Origin of the sequence: Jiella pacifica, from assembly GCF_010500815.1 — a bacterium.
GTDB lineage: Bacteria > Pseudomonadota > Alphaproteobacteria > Rhizobiales > Rhizobiaceae > Jiella > Jiella pacifica.
Window position 1 is genome coordinate 53305 of the sequence record NZ_JAAAMG010000025.1, and the last position, 26871, is coordinate 80175.

General features: G+C 65.9%; 24 protein-coding genes. 13 read left to right on the plus strand and 11 right to left on the minus strand.

What is annotated here, in order from left to right; all coding sequences use genetic code 11:
- Positions 1 to 2: 2 nt before the first annotated feature.
- Together GTK09_RS22630 and GTK09_RS22635 are read right to left on the minus strand one after the other, a co-directional pair.
- A complete protein-coding gene (locus tag GTK09_RS22630) occupies positions 3 to 629 on the minus strand; it encodes a hypothetical protein (protein ID WP_163465676.1) in 627 nt (208 codons plus the stop codon).
- Positions 602 to 1045, minus strand: coding sequence for a RusA family crossover junction endodeoxyribonuclease (locus GTK09_RS22635; RefSeq protein ID WP_203561171.1), 444 nt, complete (start codon positions 1043 to 1045; stop codon positions 602 to 604). The genes GTK09_RS22630 and GTK09_RS22635 overlap by 28 nt, the downstream gene beginning before the upstream one ends.
- Before the next feature lie 263 nt (positions 1046 to 1308).
- On the opposite strand from GTK09_RS22635, the gene GTK09_RS22640 reads away from it, so the two are divergent.
- Positions 1309 to 2316, plus strand: coding sequence for a complex I NDUFA9 subunit family protein (locus GTK09_RS22640; RefSeq protein WP_163465678.1), 1008 nt, complete (start codon positions 1309 to 1311; stop codon positions 2314 to 2316).
- Positions 2317 to 2346: 30 nt separating this feature from the next.
- On the plus strand, positions 2347 to 3105 hold the full coding sequence (locus GTK09_RS22645; RefSeq protein WP_163465679.1) for a sulfite exporter TauE/SafE family protein: 759 nt from the start codon (positions 2347 to 2349) through the stop codon (positions 3103 to 3105).
- Here the strand turns inward: GTK09_RS22645 and GTK09_RS22650 are convergent.
- Positions 3089 to 4033: an undecaprenyl-diphosphate phosphatase gene (locus tag GTK09_RS22650; RefSeq protein WP_163465680.1), complete on the minus strand. Its 945-nt coding sequence runs from the start codon at positions 4031 to 4033 to the stop codon at positions 3089 to 3091. The genes GTK09_RS22645 and GTK09_RS22650 overlap by 17 nt on opposite strands.
- A 438-nt stretch (positions 4034 to 4471) precedes the next feature.
- On the opposite strand from GTK09_RS22650, the gene GTK09_RS22655 reads away from it, so the two are divergent.
- From GTK09_RS22655 to GTK09_RS22665, 3 genes are all read left to right on the plus strand, one after another.
- Complete coding sequence (locus GTK09_RS22655; RefSeq protein WP_163465681.1) at positions 4472 to 5164, plus strand: glutathione S-transferase family protein; 693 nt, start codon at positions 4472 to 4474, stop codon at positions 5162 to 5164.
- An 88-nt stretch (positions 5165 to 5252) separates the two neighbouring features.
- Complete coding sequence (locus GTK09_RS22660) at positions 5253 to 6245, plus strand: aldo/keto reductase (protein ID WP_163465682.1); 993 nt, start codon at positions 5253 to 5255, stop codon at positions 6243 to 6245.
- A 107-nt stretch (positions 6246 to 6352) separates the two neighbouring features.
- Positions 6353 to 6829, plus strand: coding sequence for a GFA family protein (locus tag GTK09_RS22665; protein ID WP_163465683.1), 477 nt, complete (start codon positions 6353 to 6355; stop codon positions 6827 to 6829).
- Between the two features lie 39 nt (positions 6830 to 6868).
- On the opposite strand, the gene GTK09_RS22670 is transcribed toward GTK09_RS22665, so the two are convergent.
- From GTK09_RS22670 to GTK09_RS22680, 3 genes are all read right to left on the minus strand, one after another.
- The gene (locus GTK09_RS22670; protein ID WP_163465684.1) at positions 6869 to 7540 is read right to left on the minus strand and encodes a GNAT family N-acetyltransferase; all 672 of its coding nucleotides are present in this window, start codon (positions 7538 to 7540) and stop codon (positions 6869 to 6871) included.
- Positions 7541 to 7709: 169 nt separating this feature from the next.
- Positions 7710 to 9317 (minus strand): phosphoglycerate dehydrogenase, encoded by a 1608-nt coding sequence (serA, locus tag GTK09_RS22675; RefSeq protein WP_163465685.1) that lies wholly within the window; start codon positions 9315 to 9317, stop codon positions 7710 to 7712.
- 456 nt (positions 9318 to 9773) lie between these two features.
- On the minus strand, positions 9774 to 10949 hold the full coding sequence (locus GTK09_RS22680) for a phosphoserine transaminase (RefSeq protein WP_163465686.1): 1176 nt from the start codon (positions 10947 to 10949) through the stop codon (positions 9774 to 9776).
- A 407-nt stretch (positions 10950 to 11356) separates the two neighbouring features.
- Here GTK09_RS22680 and GTK09_RS22685 point away from each other — a divergent pair, with 407 nt between their 5' ends.
- The 4 genes from GTK09_RS22685 to GTK09_RS22700 all read left to right on the plus strand — a co-directional run bounded on the left by GTK09_RS22685 (position 11357) and on the right by GTK09_RS22700 (position 14865).
- The gene (locus tag GTK09_RS22685) at positions 11357 to 11746 is read left to right on the plus strand and encodes a septal ring lytic transglycosylase RlpA family protein (protein ID WP_163465687.1); all 390 of its coding nucleotides are present in this window, start codon (positions 11357 to 11359) and stop codon (positions 11744 to 11746) included.
- A 275-nt stretch (positions 11747 to 12021) separates the two neighbouring features.
- Positions 12022 to 12300 (plus strand): hypothetical protein, encoded by a 279-nt coding sequence (locus GTK09_RS22690; RefSeq protein WP_163465688.1) that lies wholly within the window; start codon positions 12022 to 12024, stop codon positions 12298 to 12300.
- A 377-nt stretch (positions 12301 to 12677) separates the two neighbouring features.
- Positions 12678 to 14504 carry a flavin-containing monooxygenase gene (locus tag GTK09_RS22695; RefSeq protein WP_163465689.1) on the plus strand — a complete coding sequence of 609 codons (1827 nt, stop codon included), beginning with the start codon at positions 12678 to 12680 and terminating at the stop codon, positions 14502 to 14504.
- 196 nt (positions 14505 to 14700) lie between these two features.
- Positions 14701 to 14865, plus strand: coding sequence for a DUF1328 domain-containing protein (locus GTK09_RS22700; RefSeq protein ID WP_083592076.1), 165 nt, complete (start codon positions 14701 to 14703; stop codon positions 14863 to 14865).
- 108 nt (positions 14866 to 14973) lie between these two features.
- On the opposite strand, the gene zapE is transcribed toward GTK09_RS22700, so the two are convergent.
- From zapE to GTK09_RS22725, 5 genes are all read right to left on the minus strand, one after another.
- Positions 14974 to 16152, minus strand: a complete 1179-nt coding sequence (gene zapE, locus GTK09_RS22705) for a cell division protein ZapE (protein ID WP_163465690.1) — start codon at positions 16150 to 16152, stop codon at positions 14974 to 14976.
- Between the two features lie 329 nt (positions 16153 to 16481).
- On the minus strand, positions 16482 to 17060 hold the full coding sequence (locus tag GTK09_RS22710) for a protease inhibitor Inh/omp19 family protein (RefSeq protein ID WP_163465691.1): 579 nt from the start codon (positions 17058 to 17060) through the stop codon (positions 16482 to 16484).
- A 233-nt stretch (positions 17061 to 17293) separates the two neighbouring features.
- Positions 17294 to 17941, minus strand: coding sequence for a carbonic anhydrase (locus tag GTK09_RS22715; RefSeq protein WP_163465692.1), 648 nt, complete (start codon positions 17939 to 17941; stop codon positions 17294 to 17296).
- 140 nt (positions 17942 to 18081) lie between these two features.
- Positions 18082 to 18972 (minus strand): pyridoxal kinase PdxY, encoded by an 891-nt coding sequence (pdxY, locus tag GTK09_RS22720; protein ID WP_163465693.1) that lies wholly within the window; start codon positions 18970 to 18972, stop codon positions 18082 to 18084.
- Positions 18973 to 18978: 6 nt separating this feature from the next.
- Complete coding sequence (locus GTK09_RS22725) at positions 18979 to 19236, minus strand: hypothetical protein (RefSeq protein WP_163465694.1); 258 nt, start codon at positions 19234 to 19236, stop codon at positions 18979 to 18981.
- 122 nt (positions 19237 to 19358) lie between these two features.
- Between GTK09_RS22725 and GTK09_RS22730 the strand changes: the two genes are divergently transcribed.
- The 4 genes from GTK09_RS22730 to GTK09_RS22745 all read left to right on the plus strand — a co-directional run bounded on the left by GTK09_RS22730 (position 19359) and on the right by GTK09_RS22745 (position 26774).
- Complete coding sequence (locus GTK09_RS22730; RefSeq protein ID WP_163465695.1) at positions 19359 to 19985, plus strand: LemA family protein; 627 nt, start codon at positions 19359 to 19361, stop codon at positions 19983 to 19985.
- Positions 19982 to 20881 (plus strand): TPM domain-containing protein, encoded by a 900-nt coding sequence (locus GTK09_RS22735; protein WP_163465696.1) that lies wholly within the window; start codon positions 19982 to 19984, stop codon positions 20879 to 20881. Before GTK09_RS22730 ends, GTK09_RS22735 begins: the two co-directional genes overlap by 4 nt.
- A gap of 2 nt (positions 20882 to 20883) precedes the next feature.
- Positions 20884 to 21522 (plus strand): TPM domain-containing protein, encoded by a 639-nt coding sequence (locus GTK09_RS22740; RefSeq protein ID WP_163465697.1) that lies wholly within the window; start codon positions 20884 to 20886, stop codon positions 21520 to 21522.
- A gap of 308 nt (positions 21523 to 21830) precedes the next feature.
- Positions 21831 to 26774 carry an NAD-glutamate dehydrogenase gene (locus GTK09_RS22745; RefSeq protein ID WP_246218078.1) on the plus strand — a complete coding sequence of 1648 codons (4944 nt, stop codon included), beginning with the start codon at positions 21831 to 21833 and terminating at the stop codon, positions 26772 to 26774.
- Positions 26775 to 26871: the final 97 nt, after the last annotated feature.

The window sequence follows — 26871 nt, forward strand, 5'->3', positions numbered from 1 at the left end:
ACCTACTGCTGCGGATGGTCCGAGGCGATCCGGTCGCCGAGTTCGACGATCACTGACACGTCCTGACCCGTAATCGGGGCATCAAGCTGTCCGTGCGCCAGTGCATTCCGTTTGCGGGAGAGTTCCAGCAGCCGCCGGTGTTCGTCCTGACTGATCTCGCCAGCGTCGAGAAGGGCCAACAATCGCGTCGAAACCGGCCCTTTCGCCTCGGCCGGAAACCTTTGTCTGAGAGCCGCTTCAAAGGCGGCCCACGCGAGAAGGAACGCCGCCCGCGCATTTTGCGCCAAGAGTTGAGCGGCAGAGAAAAAGGCGCTCTTGATCCACTCGGTCGCGACCGGCTCAACGAGCGGCGTCTCGGATGGTGCATAGAGAATTTCGAGCCGCCAATCGTTGCGGCCCTTGAGAAGTTCTTGAAGCATACGAAGCTGGTACTCAGCTGCGTTGCTGCCGGGCCGCTGGACCTCGATCAAAAGCGATGGATCACGCCCCACGGCGATTGCATCGGGGCGAAATCCTCCGAAGAACTTTGGCACCTGCGCCTCCGTCGGCTCCCGGATTACGGTATAGCCTCGCGCCGTCCAGTGGGGCTCCATCGCGTCGATTACGCCCCGTTCGGTAATGGCGAGCATCGCTGCAACTCCTCGTGAAGATCGTCGGTGATTCTCAGATAGACGACCGGCCCTTCCGAATTCATCGCCTCAGCAAGATCCCTGCTCGCGGCCGAGAACGAGAAGATGGCGTCAGGTTCGAATTTTTGCACAACAATCCGATGTATCTGCCTGTCCTCCAAATACACAACTCGCGTCATCGCATCGAGTATGTGCTTCACGCGGTTGTCGATGTCTCCCGGAAGAACCGTTGCCGGAAAAATATAGATGGTCACCGCGAGTGGTTGAAGTAAAAGCCAGGCATCGAGCGGAATGACGGCACGCGCCGCCTGCCGAACGCGCTCCTGCCACTCATCGCGTGATCGCGCCGACCCTTGCAGGCTTGTCGGCGTGCCCTGGACAAGGAACTCCAACGGCAGAGGAGGTTCGAGAGACAATTGAACCTCCTTTGCGATCGAACATGCGCCGAGATTAACGTTCTGGTTACACACTGGCAAACCATTCCTCATGCGTGCATCGCCCCCCTACAGGCGAGCGATAGGCCGAAATCGCGCCTTCACCTCGCCGAGCGAAACGGCTATGAGCCGATCTCAGTTTATGTGCCGGAAGATCATCCCATCAGATGGGAACGGCCGCAGCACGCAGGCGGGTCGTCGCACTGGCGCGGCCCCGCGGCAGCGATGACGAAGGAGCGGATTGGATGACGATCGGTTTGAAGCAAACAGTCGTTCTGTTCGGCGGGTCCGGCTTTCTCGGGCGCTACGTCGCGCGGGCGCTCTGTCGGCGCGGGCACCGGGTCCGGGTGGCGTGCCGCCGGCCGGATCTCGCCTATCATCTGCAGGTCGCCGGAAACATGGGGCAGATCCTGCCGATCCAGGCCAATCTGCGCTATCGCTGGTCGGTCGACCGGGCGGTGGAAGACGCCGACCACGTCGTCAACCTCGTCGGCATTCTGGCCGAAAGCGGACGCCAGAGCTTCGACGCGGTGCAGAAATCCGGCGCCCGGGCCGTGGCGGAAGCCGCCAGAGGCGTCGGCGCCGGCATGACCCAGATCTCGGCGATCGGTGCCGATGCCGGGTCCAAGTCGCGCTACGCCCGCTCCAAGGCCGCCGGCGAAGCGGCCGTCTTTGAAGCGATCCCCGAAGCGACGATCCTGCGCCCTTCCATCGTCTTCGGTGCCGAGGACCAGTTCTTCAACCGTTTCGCCCAGATGTCGCGGTTTTCGCCGTTCCTGCCGCTGATCGGCGGCGGCAAGACACGTTATCAGCCGGTCTTCGTCGGCGACGTCGCCGAGGCGGTCGCCGACACCGTCGAAGGCAAGGTGCCGAACGGCCGGATCTACGAGCTCGGCGGGCCGGAGGTGCTGACCTTCAAGGAGATGATGGAGGAGATGCTGCGGGTGATCGGCCGCAAGCGCCGTTTCGTCACGATTCCCTTCGGCGCCGCATCGACCATGGCCGGGCTGATGCGCTTCCTGCCGGGGGCTCCGCTCACCGAGGATCAGGTCGAACTCTTGAAGAGCGACAACGTCGTTTCGGAGGAGGCGAAGGCCGAAGGCCGGACGCTCGACGCCTTCGAACGGATGCCGCGCACCCTCGACGCCATTCTGCCGACCTATCTCGTTCGCTTCCGCCCGCAGGGCCAGTTCACCCAGCCGCAGCCGCAGGCCGGCGGTCTCGACGCCGAGAATCAGGACGGCCTCGCCTGATCCAGATCATGATCGAAGCATGATGCGGCGATGACGGCAGCGCTCTTGCCCGCGGGCCTGTCGCCCGGCGCCGCGATCTTCCTTGCCGTCGTCAGCTTCCTCACCTCGGCGCTGACGGCAGCCTTCGCGCTCGGCGGCGGGGTGACGCTGCTGGCGATCCTGAGCCTGTTCCTGCCGATCCAGGTGCTCGTCCCAGTCCACGGCATCGTCCAGTTCGCCTCCAATTTCGGCCGGGTGATGGTCCAGCGCCGGGCGGTCGAATGGTGGGTGATCACGCCCTTCTTCGTCGGCGCGGTGATCGGGGCGGCGATCGGCGCCCGCTTCGTCGTCGCCCTGCCAGAGCCGGTCCTGCATTTGACGCTCGGCGTGTTCCTGCTGATCGTCACCTTCGCCAGACTGCCGCAGCTTGCCGCGATCGGACCGCTCGGCCTCGGGCTCACCGGCCTTGCGACGACATTCCTGTCGATGTTCGTCGGCGCCACCGGGCCGATCAACGTCGCGATGTTTTCGAAGATCTTCGCCGACCGCAGGTCGCTCGTCGCGACGCTCGCCGCGATCACCGCCATCCAGCATGCCTTGAAGGCCGTGGCCTTCTTCGCGCTCGGCGTCGCCTTGTCGGCCTATCTCGGCCTGATCGTTCTTCTCGTCGTTGCGGGCTTTGCCGGAACGCTGGCGGGCACCCATCTCCTGCAGCGCCTCGACGAGCGGATCTTCCGCCTCGTCCTGAAGGTCATCCTCGCCGTTCTCGCGGCCGACCTGATCCGCCGCGGGATCACTGGGCTCTGGTGACGCGCGGGCTCTTGCCGGCCGCTGCATGGTCCGTCGGCAGTCCGACCTCCTCGCCGATCACGTCCTCGACGCTGAGCGAGCCGTCCAGCTGGACGGGGGAAGGCCGACCAGCATCGGCCGCCGGCGCGACGGTCAGGAGCAGCACCATGCCGAGCGTGCCGACGGCGATGCGCCACCAGGCGAAGGGCGCAAAACCGTGGCGGGAGACGAAGTCGAGCAGCGAGCGGACGACGAACAAGGCCGAAACGAAGGCGAGAACGAAGCCGACGGCGATCAGACCGGCATCGTCCATCGACAGGACGTCGCGGTTCTTGAAGACGTCGTAGGCGACGGCGCCGGCCATGGTCGGCATCGCCAGAAAGAAGGAGAACTCGGCGGCCGAGCGCTTGTCGGTGCCCATCAGCAGGGATCCGGCGATGGTGGCGCCCGAGCGCGACGTGCCGGGGACCATGGCGAGGCACTGGAAGATGCCGATGGCCAGGCACAGCGACAGCGGATAATCCATCACGTCGTCGTAGCGCACCTTGCGCGGCAGCTTGTCGATGACGAGGAGCAGGATGCCGCCGACGACGAGGGCGATGCAGATCACCATCGGCGTTTCGAAGAGGACACGCTTGATGAAGTCGTGGGCGATGACGCCGACGACGGCTGCCGGCAGGAAGGCGATCAGGATGCCGAGGACGAAATGCCGGCTGCGCGGGCTGGTCGGCAGGGTGACGAAGAGCTGCCAAAGCTTGGCGAAATAGACCAGCAGGATGGCAAGGATCGCGCCCAGCTGGATGACGATCTCGAAGGTGCGGGCGGTGGAATGGAAGCCGAGGAAGTGGCCGAGCAGCAGGATGTGCCCCGTCGACGAGACGGGGATGAACTCGGTGAGACCCTCGACGATGCCGAGAATCGCCCCGTCGACATAGGCTCCAAGATCCAAGTGCGATCTCCCTCATACCAACGGCCGAGGACGCACCGCGTCCACCCGGCGAACATCCGCCATCCGGCGGCATGGAAGTCCAGCCGACCAGCTTTCGACCCGGCGACCTTCGTCACCACGTGTCCGGCCAAATTGCGGCGTGCAGCGCGATTCACGCCCGGTGAAGCGCCCGCTCTTTGAGCTTCGAGTCTGGCGCCGGGCTGACCTCTCACGGGTGCAAAGGGGAACCAAGCCTTCGCCTCGCGCATTCGTGAGCCAACTACCAAGGGAGCCTCCACTGCCGCTATTTGAACAAAAACCAGGCCTTTCCAATCTGTTGACGATTTTGTGCGATGTTTCCGCCAATGCCCCGGCTGCGACTCGTGCGAGTGCCTGCGCGAGCCTCGTCAGTTGCTCAATGCCGCAGCCGCAGCCGTTCAGAACCCGATTTCAGGCGAAATGTTGAAACTGCACCACCATCCGATGTCCGCCGCCTCCCGCTTCGTTCGGCTGGTCCTTGCCGAATATGGCGAGCGTTGCGAACTGGTGGAGGAGCGGCCCTGGGAACGGCGTCGCGACTTCCTGATGCTCAATCCGGCGGCCACCCTGCCGATCCTGATCGAGGACAACGGCCCGCCGATCGTCGGCGGCATCGTCGCCGGCGAATATCTGGACGAAACCCGGGGCGCCTTTCAGCGCGACAAGCGGCTGATGTCGGAGAAGCCGCTGGAGCGGGCCGAGGCGCGGCGCCTGACCGAGTGGTTCCTGAAGAAGATGGAGAGCGAGGTTACCCGCTATCTCATCCGCGAGCGGGTGTTCAAGCTGGAGATGCGGCAGGAGGACGGCGGCGGCGCGCCGGACGCCTCGGCAATTCGCGCGGCCAGAGCCAATCTCAAGCATCACCTTCGCTATCTCGGCTGGCTGGTCGAGGCGCGGGACTGGCTCGCCGGGCCGAAGCTGACCTATGCGGACATGGCGGCAGCCGCGGCGCTCTCGACCCTCGACTATATCGGCGAAGTGCCTTGGGATTCCGAGCCGCAGGCCAAGGACTGGTACATGCGGATGAAATCCCGCCCCTCCTTCCGCACGCTCCTGACCGAGCGCGTGCGCGGCCTGCCACCCTCGCTGAACTACGCCGAACTCGACTTCTGACGCTCCGCCGACCACGAGGCGCGGGTCAAGGGCTGGTCGAACCGCCCGGCTGCCGCATTTCTCCCGGTGATATCCGAGGAGAAACCAGATGCATCAGCGAAAGCTCGGTTCCGACCTTTCAGTTTCGGCAATCGGCCTCGGCTGCATGGGCATGAGCCACGCCTATGGCGGCCAGGACGAGGCCGAATCGATCAAGACCCTGCACCGCGCCGTGGAGATCGGCGTCACCTTTTGGGACACGGCCGAAGTCTACGGTCCCTTCACTAACGAGGAGCTGGTGGGCAAGGCGCTGAAGGGGCGGCGCGACAAGGTGGTCGTCGCCACCAAGTTCGGGTTCACGATCGCCAAGGAGGCGGGCGGAGCCGGCACGCGGGGCAGCGGTACGGATTCGCGGCCCGAGCACGTCAAGCAGGTCTGCGAGGAAAGCCTCGCCCGGCTCGGCATCGAGACGATCGACCTGTTCTACCAGCACCGCGTCGACCCGGACGTGCCGATCGAAGAAACGGTCGGGGCGATGGCCGATCTCGTCAAAGCCGGCAAGGTGCGGGCGCTGGGGCTTTCGGAGGCCGGACCGGAGACCATTCGCCGGGCCCATGCGACCCATCCGATCGCCGCGCTGCAGAACGAATATTCGCTTTTCACCCGCGACCCGGAGGAAAAGATCATCCCGCTCTGCGAGGAGCTCGGCATCACGCTGGTGCCCTATTCGCCGCTCGGGCGCGGCCAACTGACCGGCGGGTTGACCAGCCCCGACCAGATCGCCGAGGGCGACTTCCGCAAGAACCTGCCGCGGTTTCAGGCCGAAGCGATGGCCGCCAACGCCGCCCTGGTGGAGACGCTGAAGGCGCTCGCCGCGGCCAAGGGCGTGACGGCGGCGCAGTTGGCGCTGGCCTGGCTCCTGTCGCGCAAGGACTTCGTGGTGCCGATCCCCGGCGCTCGCAAGATCAAACACCTGGAGGAGAACGCCGCCGCCGCCGACATCACATTGACGCAGGCCGAGCAGGCCGAGATCGGCGAGAAGCTGGCAAATGTCGCCGGCGCGCGCTACCGTCCGGACCAGCTGGCGATGACCGGGCGCTGATCCCGGGCCGATGATCGCCGGCCGCCGCTCTGCGGCACCTGTTCCAAAGTCCGGGCGGTCGAGCGGCGGCTATCCGCCGGCCGGCCGGACCGTCTTCAGAGGCAACGATGGCACGAGACTGGAAACTTCCCCGCAAGGGCAGCTGCCGCTGCGGCGCACTGGCTTTCGAGGTGACGACGGCGCCGATGATCACCGCCGCCTGCCACTGCCGTGGCTGCCAGAAGATGGCCTCCAGCGCCTATTCATTGACGATGATGGTGCCGGAGGACGGTTTCGCGGTGACGTCCGGCGAACCCGTGCTCGGCGGGATGAAGGGCGAGGAGGTGCAGCACTTTTTCTGCCCGTCCTGCCTCACCTGGGTGTTTTCGAAACCGCAACGGATCGCCGGCTTCGTCAATCTGCGAGCGACGATGCTCGACGATACCGGCGACATCGCCCCCTTCATCGAGACCTGGACGGATGAGCGGTTGCCCTTTGCCGAAACCGGCGCCCCGAAGAGCTTTCCGCAGTTTCCGCCGCCGGATGAATTCGGACCGCTGCTCCAGGCCTTCGCGGCATGGGAAGATGGGTCCCGCAGGGGCTGACGAGGGGCCCCTCGCGCACCGTCTCGGGCCCATTGCGGATCAGGCGAATCGCAGGGGGTTCGCCTGCCTGCCCTCGGCGTCGAAATTCGCCGGATCGAGCCAGGTATCGTAGCCCGCCTTCAGCCGCGGCCAGTCCCGGTCGAGCATGGCGAACCAGGCGGTGTCGCGGTTCTCCCCCTTCACCACCATGTGCTGGCGGAAGACGCCCTCGAAGGCGAAGCCGAAACGCTGCGCCGCGCGCTTCGACGGTGCGTTGCGATCGTTGCACTTCCATTCGAAGCGGCGGTAGCCGAGGGTCTCGAAGACGTAATCCGCCGTCAGATAGAGGGCCTCGGTGGCGATCCGCGTGCCGGCGATCCCCTCCCCCCAGAGAATGTTGCCGATCTCGATCACCCCATGGTCCGGGGTGATCCGCATCAGCGACTGCCGCCCCCCGGCCCGGCCGGCCGCCCTGTCGACGACGACGTGGAACAGCGGATCGGCGGAGGTGGCAACCCGCTCCATCCATTCGCGCAGGGCCTCGGGTGTTTCCGGCGCATGGTCGAAGAGCCAGCGATGGCGGGTGTCGGCATCGGAAACGATCGCGGCGAACAGATCATTCGAATGCCGTGCCGGATCGAACGGCTCAAGCCGCGCATAGCGGCCTTCGAGGACGATGGGCTCGGGCTTTGCCGCGGGAACGCGAATGGGGACGTCGTCTGCCTCGATCATGCGCCAAATCCTGCTCGTCGAGCCAACGTTGCCGCGCCGGCGCGGGGCCTCGAAATCGTCGATAGCAGGCAGGCTTGTGGGCAGGCATCTGCAAAAATGTGCCGGCGACACGAATGTCGCCGGCACATGGCTCGTCTCGGGAGGACGAAGATTTTGGGCTTGAGCCCGATCAGGCGGTGACTTCCGCGACGTCGAAGGTCAGCGGCTTGGCGCTGGCGATCGCCTTATGGGCGCGGACCTTGTCGAGCACCTCTTCCGGCACCGGCGAGTCGACGTAGAGGAGCGCGATGGCATCGCCGCCCGGCCGGTTGCGGCCGAGCTGGAAGTTGGCGATGTTGACGTCCGCATTGCCGAACACCGTGCCGAGCAGGCCGATGATGCCCGGCGCGTCGTTGTTTGTGGTGTAGACCATGTAGCGGCCGATCTCGGCGTCGAGATTGATCCCCTTGATCTGGATGAAGCGCGGCTTGCCGTCGGAGAACACGGTGCCGGCGACGTCGCGGGTCTGCTTCTCGGTGGTGATCGTCAGCTTGATGTAGGTCTCGAAGACGCCCGACTGGTCGCGGCGCGACTCCGTCACCTGGATGCCGCGTTCCTTGGCCATCACCGGCGCCGAGACCATGTTGACGTCCGGCGTCTGGCTCTTCATCAGGCCGGCGAGCGCCGCCGAGGTCAGTGCCCGCGTGTTCATCGACGCGACGGCGCCGTCATAGACGATCTCGACCGACTTGATCGGCTCCTCCGTCACCTGGCCGACGAAGGCGCCGAGGCATTCGGCGAGCTTGACGAAAGGCGTCAGGATCGGCGCCTCCTCGGCAGTGATGGAGGGCATGTTGATGGCGTTGGAAACCGCGCCGCGCAGGAGATAGTCCGACATCTGCTCGGCGACCTGCAGGGCGACGTTCTCCTGAGCTTCCGAGGTCGACGCGCCGAGATGGGGCGTGCAGACGACGCCCGGAAGGCCGAAGAGGACGCTCTCCTTGGCGGGCTCGGTCTCGAAGACGTCGACGCCGGCCCCGGCCACCTTGCCGGACTTGATCGCTTCGGCGAGATCGGCCTCGACGACCAGGCCGCCGCGGGCGCAGTTGATGATGCGTACACCGTCCTTCATCTTGGCGATGGCCGCCTTGTTGATGATGCCCTTGGTCTTGTCGGTCATCGGCGTGTGAAGCGTGATGAAGTCGGCGCGCTTGAAGAGGTCGTCGAGTTCGACCTTCTCGATGCCGAGCTGGGCGGCTCGCTCGGCCGACAGGAACGGATCGAAGGCGACGACGCGCATCTTCAGGCCGACACCCCGCGAGGCGACGATCGAGCCGATATTGCCGCAGCCGATGACGCCGAGGGTCTTGCCGGTGATCTCGACGCCCATGAAGCGGTTCTTCTCCCACTTGCCGGCCTGGGTGGAGGCATCGGCGGCGGGAAGCTCGCGGGCGACGGCGAACATCAGGGCGATGGCGTGCTCCGCCGTGGTGATCGAGTTGCCGAAGGGCGTGTTCATCACGATGATGCCCTTGCGGCTCGCCGCCGGGATGTCGACGTTGTCGACCCCGATGCCGGCGCGGCCGATGACCTTCAGATTGGTCGCCGCCTCGATGATCTTCTCGGTGACCTTGGTGGCCGAGCGGATGGCGAGGCCGTCGTAATTGCCGATGATCTCGAGCAGCTTGTCCTTGTCCTTGCCGAGCTGCGGCTGGAAGTCGACCTCGATGCCGCGATCCTTGAAGATCTGGACGGCGGTTTCGGAAAGGGCGTCGGATACGAGAACGCGAGGTGCCATGGTGTCTGGTCCTTTTCGGTGCGACGACGGCGTATTGCTCGGTCGCCGCTGGAAGATCGTTCGCCGACTTTTCCGATCGTCATCCCGGCCTTGAGCCGGGATCCATTCCTCGGCCTCTTGACGGGTAGCCGGCCGAGAACAACCTCGGCCCGATCGGTTCATGCTCGGCGGTTTGGCATGGATCCCGGGTCAAGCCGGGGATGACAAAGCGTTGGAGTTCGGCGCAGGGCCGGTAAAGCAAAGCAGCGCAACCGCTTGGAGGTCCGGACGCCGTGACGTCGAAGCTCGGCGCCGGACGCTCGTTTCCCTGAGGCCCTCATCCTGAGGTGCGAGCCGGCCAAAGGCCGGTGAAGCCTCGAAGGGCGAGGGCCGGGACGTAGCGCCTGTCATCCCTCGCCCTTCGAGGCCGCCTGCGGCGGCACCTCAGGATGAGGGATGAAGAAACGCTAGCGGCCCTCAGGCAGCCTTGGCCATCTCGGCCTTCTGCTGATCGTAGGCCCAGGCGAGCCAGGGCATCAACGCTTCGAGGTCGGAGGCCTCGACGGTGGCGCCGCACCAGATGCGGAGGCCCGCAGGCGCATCGCGATAGGCGCCGATGTCGAGGGCGACGCCTTCCTTCTCGAGAAGCGAAGCGACACCCTTGGCGAAGGCGTTCTGTGCGTCTTCGGACTGGGCGACGAGGTCGGGATCGGTGAAGGTGAGGCAAACCGAGGTGTTGGAGCGGATCTCCGGGCGCTTGGCGAGGAATCCGATCCAGTCGTTGGCGGCGACAAAGTCCTCGATCACCTTCAGATTGGCGTTCGCCCGCGCCTTGAGCGCTTCAAGGCCGCCGATCGTTTTGCCCCAGGCAAGCGTGTCAAGATAGTCCTCGACGCAGAGCATCGAGGGCGTGTTGATCGTCTCGCCCTTGAAGATGCCCTCGATCAGCTTGCCGCCCTTGGTCATGCGGAAGATCTTCGGCAGGGGCCAGGAAGGCTTGTAACTCTCCAGCCGCTCGACGGCGCGGGGCGAGAGAATGAGCATGCCGTGGGCCGCCTCGCCGCCCATGACCTTCTGCCAGGAGAAGGTGACGACGTCGAGCTTGTCGAAGGGGAGATCCTGGGCGAAGGCCGCCGAGGTCGCGTCGCAGATGGTGAGGCCCTGGCGGTTCGCCGGGATCGCGTCGCCATTCGGCATCTTCACGCCGGAGGTCGTGCCGTTCCAGGTAAAGACGACGTCGCGGTCGAAATCGACCTGCGTCAGGTCGACGATCTCGCCATAGGGTGCGTCGAAGGTGCGCACGTCCTTGAGTTGCAGCTGCTTGACCGCGTCGGTCACCCAGCCGGCGCCGAAGCTTTCCCAGGCCAGCACGTCGGTGCCTCTGGCACCGAGCAGCGACCACATCGCCATCTCGACGGCGCCGGTGTCCGACGCCGGCACGATGCCGATGCGATAGTCGGCGGGAACGCCGAGAATTTCACGGGTGTCGTCGATCGCCTGGGCAAGTTTCGACTTGCCGACCTTGGCGCGATGCGAGCGGCCGAGCGCGGCATCGTTCAGAGCTTCCAGCGACCAACCGGGTCGCTTGGCGCAAGGTCCAGACGAAAAGCGGGGATTGGCCGGACGCAGGTCCGGCTCGGAGATATTCGCCATCTTGTAGCTATCCTTTCAGATAGGCGCCTCTCGTTGGGGAGAGGTGTCCCGCCGCGGGAGATAGACCAAAGCGGGGTGCCTCGCAAGCACAAGAAAGCGGGATGGGGTCCCCGAGGCCATCCTGCAGAGCCGCGGGACGGCCGACCAAAACGTTAAGTGCCGAACGCCAAATCGCTTTTCGGTCCAGCCCAGATTCGCACCCCACTGCGTCCAATTGCGACATCGGCGTCGCAGACGGACCGCTGCTCGATCGAATTTTCCTCGCGCGATCAGAAAGTTGGCGCGAAACTGGAAAAGGTTCCCGCTGCCTTGAAAAAATCTTGCCCTCGCCCGGTTCTGATCACGGTCTCGTCAAATCGATTGACGAAAGAGCCCCCACCGAACGCGAAATTCAGCAAAGGACCCAGATGAACATCGCGAAGACCATCGCCCTGGCAGTCGCCCTTCTCTCCGCCCCGGCCCTCACCCAGGCGCCGCTCGTCTCCGCCGAGGCATTTGCCGGCGCCAGCAAGGCCCGCGCCGGCAACGCATCCTATTACGGCCAGCGCTTCCACGGCCGCCGCACCGCCAATGGCGAGCGCTTCAACATGAACGCCATGACGGCGGCCCACAAGTCGCTGCCCTTCGGCACGAAGGTGCGCGTCACCAACCGGCGCAACGGCAAGTCAGTCGTCGTCAGGATCAACGATCGCGGCCCCTATGCCCACGGCCGGGTGATCGACCTGTCGAAGGCCGCCGCCTCGCGGATCGGGATGATCCATTCGGGCACCGCGCCGGTGCAGATCGACATTCTGTAAATCGCGACTCCTCCGAGGGGATTCGATCAGAGCGATCGAAACGGGGGTAGGACGACGGGATATCGACCTGTCGACGACATAAGAGGGGGATGGGTGAGCGCTCGCTTTCCCACCCAAATTCTTAGCTTCTTTCAATTTCACTTTTTCATGTCCGCGGTCGCCTCTCACGGCTGGAGCGGCAGCCCTTCCGAACTTCCGACACATTTCTCGCCACGGCGAAGGAACCGGATTCGCACCTACGGCCTTTACGTTGCAAGACGAAAAAACCTGTCTCGATGGTTTTGAAGGAGCAGCATGTGATCGGAAATACCGGTAAATTTGTCGCAATGGGACTTATGCTTGCCGGCATTCCGGCAATGGCGACGGCCCAAGAGAACAATTCTACGGAAAGCTACGAGGTTTCGAGCCTTAGACTTTCCAGCCTGCCGATCCCGACTTCGCGTGCCGATGCGCTCGGAACTGCTCCCGAGAGCGCCAAGCAGCCGAAGATCCGTCGCACCACGGACGGCATCCGCATCGTCGGCCCGGTATTCTTTCCGGAAGACCGCAACTAAGACCCGAAGCGTCTCTTGGCGCGAGGCAGAGCGAATTGCCTGGTCTTATCGATCGACCTTAGTGTCGGCACGATCTGATATTTCAAATCCATCCACGTCGCACTTGTCCTTTCACAGGACGTTGAGAGCCGTGCCCAAAACGGGCGCGGCTATCCGTTTTTTGCGCCCATTCGACGATTTCCATCGCCCGATGTCGGACGATCGTTGCCGCTTGCACCCACCCCGGCATCGGCGCAAACTCGGCGCGCCGAGGTCTTCCGGTTGGAGGATGCCGTTCCATCGAGACGCCGCCATCGAACGGCGGGGACGGCATTGCCGAAGCCTCGACGAATGTCCGGCGCGCTGAGACGCGCTTTGAGCGGCTCTTGGGAGGAAACATGAGCGAGACAGTGGAACGTCCGTCGACTTCGGCGGTAACCCCCGCACGCGCCGAGGCCGACGCCTGGCTTGCCGATTTTGAGAAGGCCCTCGCGGCGAACGATGCCGGCAAGGCGGCGGCGATGTTCGCGCCGACGAGCTTCTGGCGCGACCTGATTGCCTTCACCTGGAACATCAAGACCGTCGAGAAGCCGGAAGGCGTCAAGGAGATGCTCGACGCCGTGCTCGCCGGGGTGAAGCCTCGTGATTTCCGGCTTTCTGAGGAGCCGAGCGAGGATGGCGGCGTCGTCACCGCCTTCTTCACCTTCGAGACGGGGGTCGCCCGCGGCGAGGGCGTGATGCGGCTGAAGGACGGCAAGGCCTGGACCTTCCTCACGGCGATGACCGAGCTGAAAGGCTTCGAGGAGCCGATGAGCGAGCGTCGGCCGATGGGCGCCGAGCACGGCCAGGATACAAACCGCAAGAGCTGGCTGGAAAGGCGCGAGGAAGAGGCGAAGAGCCTCGGCTACGAGACCCAGCCCCATGTCGTGATCATCGGCGGCGGCCAGGGCGGCATCGCCCTCGGGGCGCGGCTGCGCCAGCTCGGCGTGCCGACGATCATCGTCGAGAAGAACGACAGGCCCGGCGATTCCTGGCGCAAGCGCTACAAGTCGCTCTGCCTGCACGATCCGGTCTGGTACGACCATCTGCCCTACCTCCCGTTTCCGGCGAACTGGCCGGTGTTTTCGCCGAAGGACAAGATCGGCGACTGGCTGGAAATGTACACGCGGGTGATGGAGCTGAACTACTGGTCGCGGACGACGGCGAAAAGCGCCCGCTACGACGAGGCAAAAGGCGAGTGGGAGGTCGTCGTCGACCGCGACGGCGAGGAAGTGACGCTCAGGCCGAAGGAACTGGTCTTCGCAACGGGCATGTCCGCCAAGCCGAACATGCCGAAGTTTCCCGGCATGGACCGCTTCAAGGGCGAGCAGCAGCACTCGTCCCAGCATCCCGGCCCCGACGCCTACGGGGGCAAAAAGGTTGTCGTCATCGGCTCGAACAATTCGGCCCACGACATCTGCGCGGCGCTCTACGAGGGCGGCGCGGATGTGACCATGGTGCAGCGCTCGACGACCCATATCGTCCGCTCGGAGCCGCTGATGGAGCACGGGCTCGGCAGCCTCTATTCGGAACGGGCGGTAAAGGCCGGGATCGACACCCACAAGGCGGACATGATCTTCGCCTCGATCCCCTACAGGATCCTGCACGAGTTCCAGATCCCGATCTACGACAAGATCAGGGAGGTCGACAAAGCCTTCTACGAAGCGCTCGAAAAAGCCGGCTTCCAGCTCGACTGGGGCGCCGACGGCTCCGGCCTGTTCATGAAGTATCTGCGGCGCGGATCGGGCTATTATATCGACGTCGGCGCCTCCCAGCTGATCATCGACGGCAAGATCAAGCTGAAGGCCGGTCAGGTCGAGGAAATCACCGAGACCGGCGTCCGGCTCGCCGACGGTACGGAGCTTCCGGCGGACCTCATTGTCTATGCGACGGGCTACGGCTCGATGAACGGCTGGGTGGCCGATCTCGTCGGCCAGGAGGCTGCCGACAAGGTCGGCAAGGTCTGGGGTCTCGGCTCCGAGACACCGAAGGACCCCGGCCCCTGGGAAGGCGAACAGCGCAACATGTGGAAGCCGACGCAGGTCGAGCACCTGTGGTTCCACGGCGGCAACCTGCATCAGTCCCGGCACTATTCGCTCTATCTGGCGCTGCAGCTGAAGGCGCGGATGGAGGGCATCCCGACGCCCGTCTGGGGCCTGCAGGAGACCCATCACCTCGGCCGGTGAGCCGAGGCCGGGATCAAACAGGATTGACGAGCGGTGGGGCGGATGGCCCAGCCCCACCGGATCTTCAGCCCGATCCAACCTCCGGCCGGAAGTCGTCGCCTGACGCAGCGAAAGATTTACAGGCGCTCATGCAACCTTCCAGCACCAGAACCGTTTTTAAGGCGACCAAACATTCTGTACGAAAGGAGTACCAGCCATGATCGGTTGGGCCATTACTTTTCTGGTGATCGCGTTGATTGCCGCGGTTCTTGGATTCGGCGGCATTGCCGGCACGGCCGTCGGTATCGCCAAGATCATCTTCTTCGTCGCGATCGTGCTCTTCGTCCTGTCGCTGATCTTCGGCCGCCGCCGCGCGCTGTAGAGCGCGACGCGAGGAACGAACACGGGAAGCCGCCTCGTCTCCGGACGGGGCGGCTTTTTGTTTGCTACGCGGCACAAGTGTCCGTTCGCTCGCCCGCAGGTGCGACCGTCAGATCCCTTCGGCTTGGCCCGCGCTCGCCTTTTCCAGATATTCCTTCGAGCGCATTTCGAAGAGCCGCGAGGCCGTGCGTTCGAACTCGAAAGCCTCGGTCCCCGACCGGCCGCGATAGAGTTCATTGGCCGGCGCATCCGCCGAAACGACCAGGCGACCGCCGGCATCGTAGAACGAATCGACCAGCGTGATGAATCGCTTCGCCTCGTTGCGCTCGGCCTCGGCCATCACCGGCACGTCCTCGACGAGAACCGTGTGGAAACGCCGCGCCAGCGCCAGATAGTCCTGCGCCCCGAGCGGCCGCTTCAACAGGTCGTCGAAGCTGAAGCGGGCCGCGCCGTTGCCGGCCCTCGGAACGGATATCGTCCGGCCCTTCACCGACAGCGAGGCCGGCTTTTCCCGCGCCCCGTCGAGCAGCCGTTGCCAGGCCGCGTCGATCCGCTCCTTCGCCCCGGGATCGCTCGTTTCCACATAGACGTCCTCCTCGCCGAGGAAGGCGAGGCGATAGTCTTCCGTCCCGGCCAGTTCGAAGATCTCGGTGTGCCGCTTGAGGACGTCGACGAAGGGAAGGAAGAGCGGCCGGTTGAGACCGTCGGGATAGAGATCGTCGGGCGCGACGTTGGAGGTCGCGACGAGAACCAGCCCATTGGCGAACAGTGCCTTGAACAGCCGCGACAGGATCATCGCATCGGCGATGTCGGTCACGGTGAACTCGTCGAAGCAGAGGAGGCGGGATTCCCCGGCGATCGCGGCGGCGACCGGCGGGATCGGATCGTCGCCCTTTGCCTCGCCGTTCTTGTGGGCCCTCCGGTGCGCCCCGATCCGCTCGTGCACGTCGCCCATGAAGGCGTGAAAATGGACGCGGCGCTTGGCGGCGATCGAACTCTGGCGGAAGAACATGTCCATCAGCATGGTCTTGCCGCGGCCGACGTCGCCGTGGACGTAGAGGCCCTTCACCGGTTCGTCCTCGCGCCGCTTGCCGAACAGCCAGCCGAGAGCGCTCTTCTTCGAGGCGCCGAACTCGGCCGACAGGCGCCGGTCGAGGGCGTCGAGACGGTCGGCCAGTTTGCGCTGCAGCGGGTCGGCCTCGATCTCGCGGCTTTCGATCAACCGCTCCAGCGCGGAGCGGACGGGCCCCTGCCGCGGCTTCTGCGGGGCGATTGCGCTGGAGGCCATGTCTTAAGCGCGTTCCTTCGTCCGTTCGTCCTGCGGTCCGGGCAAAGCGGATGCTGCCCGTTGGCTCGCTCGCCGCGCCGGCGCATCGCTCATCGTCGGCAAACCGCGCGCCGAGTGATCAGTTCCGCATTGCAGCAATAACGCCGCGGGGATCGGCAAGACAAGCGTTCTTGTCGGACGGGCGACGCGCCCCGCATCCTCGCCTGCCGTCCATGATGCGCCGGGCATGGACGTCACAGACACGCCGCGACAAAAAGCCGCCGGCAAGGCCGGCGGCCGTCGTCTTCGGGCGGAGACCGGGGCGACGCCCCGGCCGGCCAGGGCCAGCGTCAGCGATAGAGGGTGATGCTCTGGCCTCCGTTGGTGCGGCCCTCGTAGCGGGCGTTACCGGCGGAGTTCAGATTGGCGACGTTACTGCCGCCGGAATCCTTGAGCACGACCTGGCTGCCGGAAACGTCCCAGGCCGACACGTCGGCGACCTTGCCCGGGCAGCCGCGCGAGGCGGCGCGATAGCCGCCGGACCATTTGGTCAAGGACAGGATGATCTGGCAGTTGCCGCCATCGGTGGTGACCTTATAGGCGCCGAGAACGGAATTGCGCGACAGAGCCGGCTGGCTGGCGCTCGCGACCTGGGTGTTCTGCGTACCGCTCGCATTCGGTTGGCCACCATTGGTCCCGTCCAGGGTCAGGTCGGAATCGCCGGTCATCGTGTCCTGCCCGGCCGCCATGTCGTTGCCCGGCGGCGGGGGCGGCGGGGGCGGCGGCAGCTGGTTCGAGGCCACCTGACCCGTCGGCACGGGCGCGAGCGGCGGCGGGCCGTTGTCCGCATAAGGCGATACCGACCGCGAACAACCCACCGCCAAGAGAAGCATGGCGGTCGCGGCAGCGGTCCTGACCGGATGGTTCATCGGATATTTCCCCCAAAGCAATTGGCGTCGACAAAGCCTGTCCGGCGATGTTTCTTATCACCATAAAGCGGACGGATCGGCAGCAACGCAAGGCGTCATCGCCCAAAAACCCGACCAAACGGGGTCGGACTTCCGGATAATCCACGGCCATTCCCTCCGCCGCGGCCGGATCTGGAACGAAAGCAGACGCAGACCTCGAAGTTCCCGCCGCCGATCGCCGCAGGCGCCGGGTGCTACTCGTCGATCATCTTGGAGAAGTCGCCGCTGCCCGGGTCCATCGCCCAGAGCTCTCCCGAGGAGATGTCGACCCAGGCGCCATGGATGGCGATCTTGCCCTCCGCCTCCAGCGCCGCGACGAAGGGAAAGCTGCGCAGATTCTTGATCGAATAGCGGATGGCAATGCGCTCCAGCGCCGACTGGCGCTCGCGCCCGGTCATCAGCTCGTTGGCGCCCACCGCCCTGACGGCGGGATCGAGCAGGCTCATCCACTTGCCGATGAAGTCGCCCGGCGACAGCGGCTCGACCGCCGGCGAAAGCGCCGCATGGATGCCACCGCAATTGCCGTGGCCGAGAACCACGACATGCTCGACCTTCAGCGAGTTGACCGCAAATTCCAGCGCCGCCGAGGTGGAGTGATATTCCCCGTCGGGCTCGTAGGGTGGCACGAGATTGGCGACGTTTCGCACGACGAAGATATCGCCCGGCGCGCTGTCGAAGAGTGTCTCGGGCGCCGTGCGGCTGTCGCAGCAGGCGATCACCATGGTCTTTGGATGCTGCCCTTGCTGCGCCAGCTCGCGAAACAGCTGCCGTTCGCCGGGCAGACGCTTCTCCAAAAAGGACTTGTAGCCGTCTATCAGATGATCGGGGAGAAGATCTGACATGAGTACCTCCAACGCCGTGCTGCAGCGCACGCTGGACCGTTCTGCTTACACAGTCCCGATGAAATGAAAAGAGCCGCCCGGGCGTTTTCCGGATTTCAGCGAGGCCGGACGGGGCGCCGCTGGTCCGCTCCTCACCGGGTTCAAGCCGGCTGCTTGGGCATCGATCGGCCGAGCCGGCGCATCTGCACCATCGCCATCGGGTGTTTCAGGCTGTCGAGATCGGTCTCGATCGTCAGTTCGTCGGCGCCGCGCTTGATGGTGCGCGCCAGGAGTTCGAAGACCGTCGCGGTCGCCGACTGCAGTGCCTTCTCGAGGCTGGCGCCGGAAAGGATGCGGGCGAGAAACACCGCCGAGGTCAGATCCCCCAGCCCCTTCGGCGCATTGTCGATCAGCCGATGCTCGGCGAGCATGACTTCCCGGTCGTCGACGAGAAGGTTGCCGGTGCCGCCCCGAAGCAGCGGAAAGGCCGAGGTGACGAGCACCGTGCGCGGCCCGAGCGCGCTCGCCGCCTCGATCAGGTCGCGATTGTCGGCGAGATCGAGCCCCGTCAGGAACTCGAGCTCGAAGCGATTGGGGGTGGCGATGTCGGACAGCGGCAGGAGGCGCTCGGATATCGCATCCAGCGTTTCCCTCGGCTGATAGAGGCGGCCGCCGTCGCCGGTCGCCGGATCGCACAGGACCACCGCACGTGGGTTCTTCTTCTTCACTGCCTCGACGAGCCTGGCCACGGGCTCGACCTGGGCGCTTTCGCCGAAATAGCCGATCAGCACCGCGCCGACCTCGCCCAGCCAGCGCGAGCGGCAAAGGTCGTCGATCATCGCCGAAAAGCTCTCCGCCGGCGGCACAATCCGCGTCGAGGCGCCGTGCCCCGGATGCCAGGGCAGCGTCACCGTCGGCACCGACCAGACCGGAAAGCCCAGCGATTCCAGCGCGAAGGCGGCCGCGCGATTGCCCACGGTGCCGCGCACCACATGGCTCGCGATCGAGATCACCGCGGGCCGGTCACCGGCGGGATTTGTCTCTTTTGCCATCCCGGTTCAGCCCGGCAGAAATTGCGTTGCGAGAAGAAGCGCCAGGACGACGAAGCCGCCGATGCTGGCGATCCGGCCAATTCTCGAGCCGATCACCTCGATCCGGTCGCTCTGGTCGACGTCGCGCGCCATGAAATGATCCCCGGTCCGCGTCAGGGCCGCTTGCGTGTGGGCGCCGATCTGCGGGTCGGTCTCCTGGCGCACGCGGGTCAGAATGGCTTTCGCCTCGCGCTGGCGCTCGTCGTCGGATGGGTTGCCGCTCATGCGATTTCTTGTGTCCGAAAACGCTGCGAGGAGCAACATGGGAATGAGCCGCCCTGCGTCTTTTGAATGGGGAGACGATACACTACAAGGGCTGGCGAATTCCCGCCCGCAGGAGAAATTTCATGGCGTCTGCCACAAAGCCCCGACCGACGCCCTACGACATGCTGGCACGGGTTGCCGCCGTGTTCATCGCCGGATTTTTCCTGGCCGGTTGCGGCGTCAACGCCATCCCTACCAAGGAAGAGGCCGCCAAGGCCGCGTGGGCGCAAGTCGAGAACCAGTATCAGCGGCGCAGCGACCTGATCCCCAACCTCATCGAGACGGTCAAGGGCTTTGCGAAGCAGGAACGGGAGGTGCTCACCGCCGTCGTCGAGGCGCGGGCGAAGGCCACCCAGACACGGATCGATGCCAGCCAGCTGACCGATCCGGCGGCGGTGCAAAACTTCCAGGCGGCGCAGGACCAGCTTTCCGGCACGCTGTCGCGGCTGCTCGCCACGGTCGAGGCCTATCCCGACCTCAAGTCGAACCAGAACTTCCTCGCCCTGCAGAGCCAGCTCGAGGGAACCGAGAACCGGATCGCGGTGGCGCGGCGCGACTACATCGAGGCCGTCAGGGATTACAACACCGAACTGAAGACCATCCCCGGCAGCTGGTATGCGGCGCTGTTCTATTCGGATGCCAAGCCGATGGAATCCTTTACCGCCACGCCAGGTTCGCAGACCCCGCCGAAGGTCGATTTCGGCCAATGAACCGCCAGGGCATCCGGTGGGCCACAAGGACGGAGCCGGTCTTCGCAACGACGGTCACCGCGCGGCGGACGGGCCTCGTCGGTTTCCTCTGTCGGCGGTTGTTTCCGGTGCTCCTCGCGCTTCTTCTCGTGGCGCCGCTCCTCACCGTTGCCGCCGCGGCCCAGACCTTTCCGGCGCTGACTGGCCGCGTCGTCGACGAGGCCGGGCTGCTCGATCCCACTGGTGAGGCCGCCCTGGCCGACAAACTCGCAGCCTTCGAGGCAAAATCCTCCGACCAGGTGGTCGTCGTCACCGTGCCCGATCTTCAGGGCAATGCCATCGAGGACTACGGCTACCGGCTCGGGCGAGAATGGGGCATCGGCCAGAAGGGCGAAGACAACGGCGTCATCCTTCTCGTCTCGCGCGACGACCGCAAGGTGCGCATCGAGGTCGGCTACGGCCTCGAAGGCACGCTCACCGACGCCCTCGCCTCGACCATCATCGAGACCGACATCCTGCCGGCGTTTCGGTCCGGAGACTATCCGGGCGGCATAGAGAAGGGCGTCGACGGCATTCTCGCCGTCCTCTCCGGCAATGCCGCCGAGCTTGAAGCGCGGGCCGAGCGCAATGCCGGCTGGAGCGCCGACGACGTCACGACCGGTCTGTTCCTCACCCTCTTCGTCGGCATCTGGATCGTGGTGATCGGGACCTTCGTGTTTGCCGGCCTGGCGCGATTTCGGGGCAAAAAGGTTGGCAAAAACAAGTATCGCTGGCTTGGCACCACCTGGTCCTATGGCGGAGCGTCGGGCAGCAGCGGTTCGGGGGGCTCTTCCGGCGGGTTCGGCGGATCGGGCGGCGGAGGTTTCTCGGGCGGCGGCGGGTCGTTCGGTGGCGGCGGATCGTCGGGGAGCTGGTGAACATGGCGAAACTGACCTTCACCGAGGCCGATCACGCCTGCATCGCCAGCGCCATCGGCAAGGCCGAGGCGGCGACGACCGGCGAGATCTACGCGGTCTTCACCCATGCGAGCGACGGCTACGGCTTCGTCGCCGCCACCGCCGCGCTGGGGCTCTCACTGCTTGCGGCCCTGACGACGGCCATCGTCGCGCTGGGGTTCGGCATCGCGGTTCCGGCTCTCGGCCTCATCCTCTGCCAGCTGTTGGCCGCCGGCCTGCTCGGCGCGTTGCTGGCTCTCTTCCCGCGCCTGCGCATGATCTTCGTGCCGCGCACCATCGCCGCGTCGCGGGCCCATGCCTTCGCCCTCGGCCAGTTCGCCGCCCACGGCCTCCACCTCACCGCGGATCGCACCGGCGTCCTGATCTTCGTCTCGGAAGCCGAGCATCATGCCGAGATCGTCGCCGATGCGGGAATCGCGGCCAAGGTTCCCCAGGAAGCCTGGGACGCAGCGGTGGCGGGCCTGATCGAGGCTGCCCGCCAAAACCGCCTCGCCGACGGCTACGTCACGGCCGTGACGACGACCGGGGCGATCCTGGCGTCGCACTTTCCGGGCGACGCGAAGAATGCGAACGAACTGCCAGACCGGCTGGTGGTGATGTGAGGGCCTGAAGGTCGGCGGTCCGGGCGCCTTGCGGACGAGCGATCGGCGTCCTCGCCCACCAGACCGGCCACCTGCCGGCCAAGCTGGAACTGGCCGGACGTTGGCGCCCGCATCCCTGCCCGGGCCGGCGGGCCTTGGACCGCAGAGCAAGCCAGCGGCTCGGCGAAGCCAGGATGACGACGCGTCACGGCTGCGTCGCCTTCTCTGGTCATAAGGCAGACTCCCGGGGTCGGCGGGGCGCCTCGCAGAACGCGCCCTCTCCCCTATCATTGGTGCCACGATACGGGGCACGAGGACGAGGGTCGATCATGCATGAGGACGCAATGGCGGGAAAGACGCCGATCATCGCCGCGGTCGCCGGAGCGCTCGGCGAAGACAGCGCCGGGGCGAAACTTGCCCCCCTCCTGTTCGCCCGCCCGCCCGTCGACGATCTGAAGGCCTTCGACACCGCAGCGCTCGCCGCCGCCGCGCGCGTCGGCGCCGAGGCGCTGGCCGCCCATCGCGACGGCCGGCCGGTGGTCTGGATCGACCAGCCGGAGGACTTCCGGCGGGGCGGCGAGCCGCAGGACCTCGTCACCGTCGTGTCCGACGACATGGCCTTTTTGTTCGATTCCTTGACCGCCGAGATCGCCGAACGGGCGAACGAGATCCACTACATCTCCCATCCGATCATCGACGTGACCCGCGGCGAGGACGGCGTCCTCGCCGACTTCGCGGCCTCGCGGCCGGGCGAGGAGACGCGGACGGGAACGCGGCGCACCAGCCTCATCCAGTTCGCCGTCGATCCGATGGCCGTGGGGGCGGGGGGCGACTCCGGCTCGGGGTCGGGCTTGTCAGAGGCGCTGGAAAACATCCTCGCCCAGGTCGGACATGCCAATCGCGACTTCCAGGCGATGCGCCAGCGGGTGAATCGCGCCGTCGAGGATCTGACGGGCCGTGCCGAGACCATGCCGGAGGCCGAGCGGCCTGGTATTCTCGAAGGTGCCCGGCTGCTCGAATGGCTGCGCGACGACAACTTCATCTTCCTCGGCACCTGCGACTACGACTATCACGGCGAGCGGGACGGCGAGGAGCTGGAGCGCCGGCAGAGCGAGGCTCTCGGCATCCTGTCCGACCCGGACATCCGCATTCTCGGCCGCCACGGCCGGCCGATGGCGACGACGCCGGAGATCCGCAAGTTCCTCAAGGACCCCGCTCCGCTGATCGTCACCAAGGCGAATGCGCGCTCGGTCGTCCATCGGCGCGCCTACATGGATTACGTCGGCGTCAAGCAATATGACGGCGAGGGCCGGCTGATCGGCGAACTGCGCATCGTCGGCCTGTTCACCTCGACCGCCTACACCCGCTCGATCCTGACGATCCCCTATGTCCGGCAAAAGGCCGAGACGGTTATCTCCCGCTCGCGCTTCCACCCGCAGTCCCATTCCGGCAAGGCGTTGCTCAACGCGCTCGAATCCTATCCGCGCGACGAGGTCTTCCAGATCGACACCGATCTCCTCGAACGCTTCGCGGCGACCGTGGTCGAGCTCGGCGAGCGGCCGCGCGTACGCGTCCTGACGCGGATCGACGAGTTCGACCGCTTCGTCTCGGTCATCGTCTACGTCCCGCGCGACCGCTACGATTCCCGCCTGAGAGAACGGATCGGCCGTCTCCTCGCCGAGGCCTATGACGGCCACGTCTCGGCCTATTACCCGGCCTTTCCGGAAGGGCTTCTCGCCCGCGTCCACATCATCGTCGGCCGCTCCGGCGAGCCGACCCCCGAGGTTGACGTCGAAAGGCTGGAAGCACGCATCACCGAGATGGCGAAGAACTGGGAAGACGAGTTCGTCGCCGCGCTCGCGAAAGCTCACGCGCCGAACGATCACCAGCGTTTCGCCACCGGCCTGCCCGGCAGCTATCGCGACGGCGTCTCGCCGGCCGAGGCGGTGCGGGACGTCGCCGTCATCGACAAGCTGTCCGCGGACGCGCCGCTGTTCATCGACTTCTACCGCCGCGACGGCGACGCCGAAGACACGGTGCGGCTGAAGATCTATCACCTCGGCAAGGCGGTGGCGCTGTCGACGCGGGTACCGATCCTGGAAAACATGGGCTTCGGCGTCGTGTCGGAGCGCACCTTCCGGCTGGTGCGGCCGGACGGCGACGCCGTCCATCTGCACGACATGGATCTCGTGCGGGCGAATGCGGGCGGCCCGATCCCCCTCGACGACGACGGCAAGGCGCTGGAAGACGTCTTCGGCGCGGTCTGGCGCGGGCGGATCGAGAACGACGGCTTCAATGCCCTCGTGCTCGAAGGCGGACTCGACTTCCGCAAGGCGAACGTCATGCGCGCCTATTCGCGCTACCTGCGGCAGGGCACCCTCGCCTATTCGCCGGACTACGTCGCCAATGCGCTGGTGCGCCATGCCGCGATCACCAACAAGCTCTGGCAGCTCTTCGAGACGACCCTCGACCCGGAGAAGGGCGTGGCGGAGGGTGACACCCCCTCGGTCGAAGCCGACGAAATCGAGACCCGCCAGCATCGGCGGGCGGTCACGCGAGGCGGCGCGGACACCTACGACGCGATACTCGGCGCCCTCGACGACGTCGATTCCGCCGACGACGACCGGATCGTCCGGCGCTTTCTCAATGTGATCCTCGCGACCCTGCGCACCAACTTCTTCGCCGTCGACGGCATGTCCGCCGAGGCCGGCTCCGAGCCCGGCAAGGTCCAGCCGGCGCTCGCCTTCAAGCTGGATTCCAGCGCCGTCGAGGGCCTGCCGGCGCCGGTACCCTTCCGGGAGATCTTCGTCTTCGATGCCCGCGTCGAGGGCGTCCATCTGAGATTCGGTTCGGTCGCCAGAGGCGGCCTCAGATGGTCCGACCGTGCGCAGGACTACCGCACCGAGGTGCTCGGCCTCGTCAAGGCGCAGCAGGTCAAGAACGCCGTCATCGTGCCGGTCGGCGCCAAGGGCGGTTTCTATCCCAAGCGCCTGCCCGACGCCGCCCAGCGCGACCAGTGGTTCGCCGCCGGCCGCTCGGCCTATGTCGTCTTCATCGCCTCGCTCCTGTCGGTGACCGACAACATCGTCGGCGAGGGCGTTGTCACCCCCGCCAATGTCCGCCGCCACGACGGCGACGATCCCTATTTCGTCGTCGCCGCCGACAAGGGCACCGCAACCTTCTCTGACACGGCGAACGCCATCGCCCAGTCGGAGGACTTCTGGCTCGACGACGCCTTCGCGTCGGGCGGATCGGCCGGCTACGACCACAAGGCCATGGGCATCACCGCCCGCGGCGCCTGGGAAGCGGTGAAGCGGCATTTCCGCGAGATCCCGCGCGAGGACGGCGAAGGCGCCTGGGACATCCAGAGCCAGCCCTTCACGGCCGCCGGCTGCGGCGACATGTCGGGCGACGTCTTCGGCAACGGCATGCTGTTGTCCCGCCAGACGCGGCTGATCGCCGCCTTCGACCATCGCGACATCTTCATCGATCCCGACCCCGATCCCGAGGCCTCCTTCGAGGAGCGCAAGCGGCTCTTCGCCCTCCCGCGCTCCTCCTGGCAGGACTACGACAAGGCGAAGATCTCCCATGGCGGCGGGGTGTTCTCGCGGCGCGACAAGGTGATCCGGCTTTCGAGCGAGGCTGCGGCGGCGATCGGCTTCGACCGCGACAGCGGGACGCCGACCGAGATCATCTCCGCGATCCTCAAGGCACCGGTCGATCTCCTCTGGTTCGGCGGCATCGGCACCTATCTGCGCGCCAGCGGCGAAAGCAATGTCGACGTCGGCGACCGCTCGAACGACGCCGTGCGCGTCACCGCCTCGGACGTCCGGGCGAAGGTCGTCGGCGAAGGCGCCAACCTCGCCGTCACCCAGAAGGGCCGGATCGAATTTGCCGGGAAGGGCGGAAGGATCAATTCCGACGCCATCGACAATTCGGCGGGCGTCAACACCTCCGACGTCGAGGTCAACATCAAGATCGCGCTGAAGAGCGCGATGAGCGACGGGCGCCTGTCGCGCGAGGATCGCAACCGGCTGCTCGCGGCGATGACCGACGAGGTGGCCGAGCTGGTGCTCGCCAACAATTACGAGCAGACGCTGGCGCTGTCCCTCGAACAGCATGGGGGCGTCTCGGCGCTGGCCCTGCAGTCGCGCTTCATGAGCGTCCTCGAAGCCGCCGGCCACCTCGACCGCACGGTCGAGACACTGCCCTCCGACGCCGCCATCGCCGACCGCCGGAGCACCGGCAAGGGTTTGACGCGACCGGAGATCGGCGTGCTCCTCGCCTATGCGAAGATCACCCTCTTCGACGCCGTCGTCGCCAGCGACCTGCCGGACGATCCCTATCTGGAAGACAGGCTGCACGACTATTTCCCGGTGCCGATGCGCCGCGACTTCCTGAAGGACATCAAGGACCACCGCCTCGCCCGCGAGATCATCGCGACGGTGCTCGCCAACGAGGTGGTCAACCGCACCGGCCCGACCTTCGTCACCATGATGGAGGAGGCCACCGGCGCCTCGCCCGGGGCCGTCGTGCGCGCCTTCGTCGCGGCCAAGGACGGCTTCGACATCCGCGATCTCTACCAGCGCATCGACGCCCTCGACGCCAAGCTTCCCGGCGCCGTGCAGAACGGCCTCTACAGAAACGTCGGCTGGTTCCTGCGCCGGCTCACCAACTGGTACGTCCTCAACGAAGGCTTCGGGTCGGGGCTGACCAGCGTCGCCATCGAGAGCCGCGACGCCCTCGGCCAGCTGCAGGGGCGGCTCGCCGAGATCGCCTCGGAGGCGGCGCGCAAGGACGCCGAGAGCCGCGCCGGAGACTGGGCGCGCCAGGGCGTGCCGCAGGATCTCGCCGAGGAAGTGGCGATGCTGCCGCTGCTCGCCCTCATCCCGGACATCGCCGCCGTCTCACGGAGCACCGGCCGGACACTTGAAGAAACGGTCGAAAGCTATTTCGAGATCACCAGGTTGTTCGAGATCGGCCGGATCGAGGCGGCATTGTTCCGCTTCCAGTCGAACGACTATTTCGAGACGCTGGCCCTGCAGCGTGCCGAGAGCCAGATCGCCCGGGCGCGGCGCCAGCTGACGGAAGCGACGCTGAAGAGCGGCGAGGCCCCGGACGACTGGGCGAAGCAGCGCTCCGCCACCGTCGACCGCATCCGCAGCCAGTTGGTGGCGCTCGCCGGCAGCGGCGAAACCTCGGTCGCACGGCTCACCGTCGCGGCGGGCCTGTTGTCGGACCTCGTCTCCCGTGAAGAATTTCGAAGCCACTGAAATGGCTGACTGATCGGCATGTGCAAAGATTTGACTTTCGCCGGTTTCAGCCGTGTGTGGCCGCAGAAACTTGCAAATTGCGTTGCTGCGGCGGGCG

Bases quoted from the DNA above. Each gene is read 5' to 3' on its own strand.
- GTK09_RS22715 (WP_163465692.1), bottom strand. From the start codon at position 17,941: ATGTCAGATCTTCTCCCCGATCATCTGATAGACGGCTACAAGTCCTTT.
- GTK09_RS22665 (WP_163465683.1), top strand. From the start codon at position 6,353: ATGGCACGAGACTGGAAACTTCCCCGCAAGGGCAGCTGCCGCTGCGGC.
- GTK09_RS22670 (WP_163465684.1), bottom strand. From the start codon at position 7,540: ATGATCGAGGCAGACGACGTCCCCATTCGCGTTCCCGCGGCAAAGCCC.
- GTK09_RS22690 (WP_163465688.1), top strand. From the start codon at position 12,022: ATGGTTTTGAAGGAGCAGCATGTGATCGGAAATACCGGTAAATTTGTC.
- GTK09_RS22725 (WP_163465694.1), bottom strand. From the start codon at position 19,236: ATGAGCGGCAACCCATCCGACGACGAGCGCCAGCGCGAGGCGAAAGCC.
- GTK09_RS22645 (WP_163465679.1), top strand. From the start codon at position 2,347: ATGACGGCAGCGCTCTTGCCCGCGGGCCTGTCGCCCGGCGCCGCGATC.
- GTK09_RS22660 (WP_163465682.1), top strand. From the start codon at position 5,253: ATGCATCAGCGAAAGCTCGGTTCCGACCTTTCAGTTTCGGCAATCGGC.
- GTK09_RS22640 (WP_163465678.1), top strand. From the start codon at position 1,309: ATGACGATCGGTTTGAAGCAAACAGTCGTTCTGTTCGGCGGGTCCGGC.
- GTK09_RS22695 (WP_163465689.1), top strand. From the start codon at position 12,678: ATGAGCGAGACAGTGGAACGTCCGTCGACTTCGGCGGTAACCCCCGCA.
- GTK09_RS22685 (WP_163465687.1), top strand. From the start codon at position 11,357: ATGAACATCGCGAAGACCATCGCCCTGGCAGTCGCCCTTCTCTCCGCC.
- GTK09_RS22700 (WP_083592076.1), top strand. From the start codon at position 14,701: ATGATCGGTTGGGCCATTACTTTTCTGGTGATCGCGTTGATTGCCGCG.
- GTK09_RS22740 (WP_163465697.1), top strand. From the start codon at position 20,884: ATGGCGAAACTGACCTTCACCGAGGCCGATCACGCCTGCATCGCCAGC.
- serA (WP_163465685.1), bottom strand. From the start codon at position 9,317: ATGGCACCTCGCGTTCTCGTATCCGACGCCCTTTCCGAAACCGCCGTC.
- GTK09_RS22735 (WP_163465696.1), top strand. From the start codon at position 19,982: ATGAACCGCCAGGGCATCCGGTGGGCCACAAGGACGGAGCCGGTCTTC.
- GTK09_RS22680 (WP_163465686.1), bottom strand. From the start codon at position 10,949: ATGGCGAATATCTCCGAGCCGGACCTGCGTCCGGCCAATCCCCGCTTT.
- GTK09_RS22630 (WP_163465676.1), bottom strand. From the start codon at position 629: ATGCTCGCCATTACCGAACGGGGCGTAATCGACGCGATGGAGCCCCAC.
- pdxY (WP_163465693.1), bottom strand. From the start codon at position 18,972: ATGGCAAAAGAGACAAATCCCGCCGGTGACCGGCCCGCGGTGATCTCG.
- zapE (WP_163465690.1), bottom strand. From the start codon at position 16,152: ATGGCCTCCAGCGCAATCGCCCCGCAGAAGCCGCGGCAGGGGCCCGTC.
- GTK09_RS22710 (WP_163465691.1), bottom strand. From the start codon at position 17,060: ATGAACCATCCGGTCAGGACCGCTGCCGCGACCGCCATGCTTCTCTTG.
- GTK09_RS22730 (WP_163465695.1), top strand. From the start codon at position 19,359: ATGGCGTCTGCCACAAAGCCCCGACCGACGCCCTACGACATGCTGGCA.
- GTK09_RS22655 (WP_163465681.1), top strand. From the start codon at position 4,472: ATGTTGAAACTGCACCACCATCCGATGTCCGCCGCCTCCCGCTTCGTT.
- GTK09_RS22745 (WP_246218078.1), top strand. From the start codon at position 21,831: ATGCATGAGGACGCAATGGCGGGAAAGACGCCGATCATCGCCGCGGTC.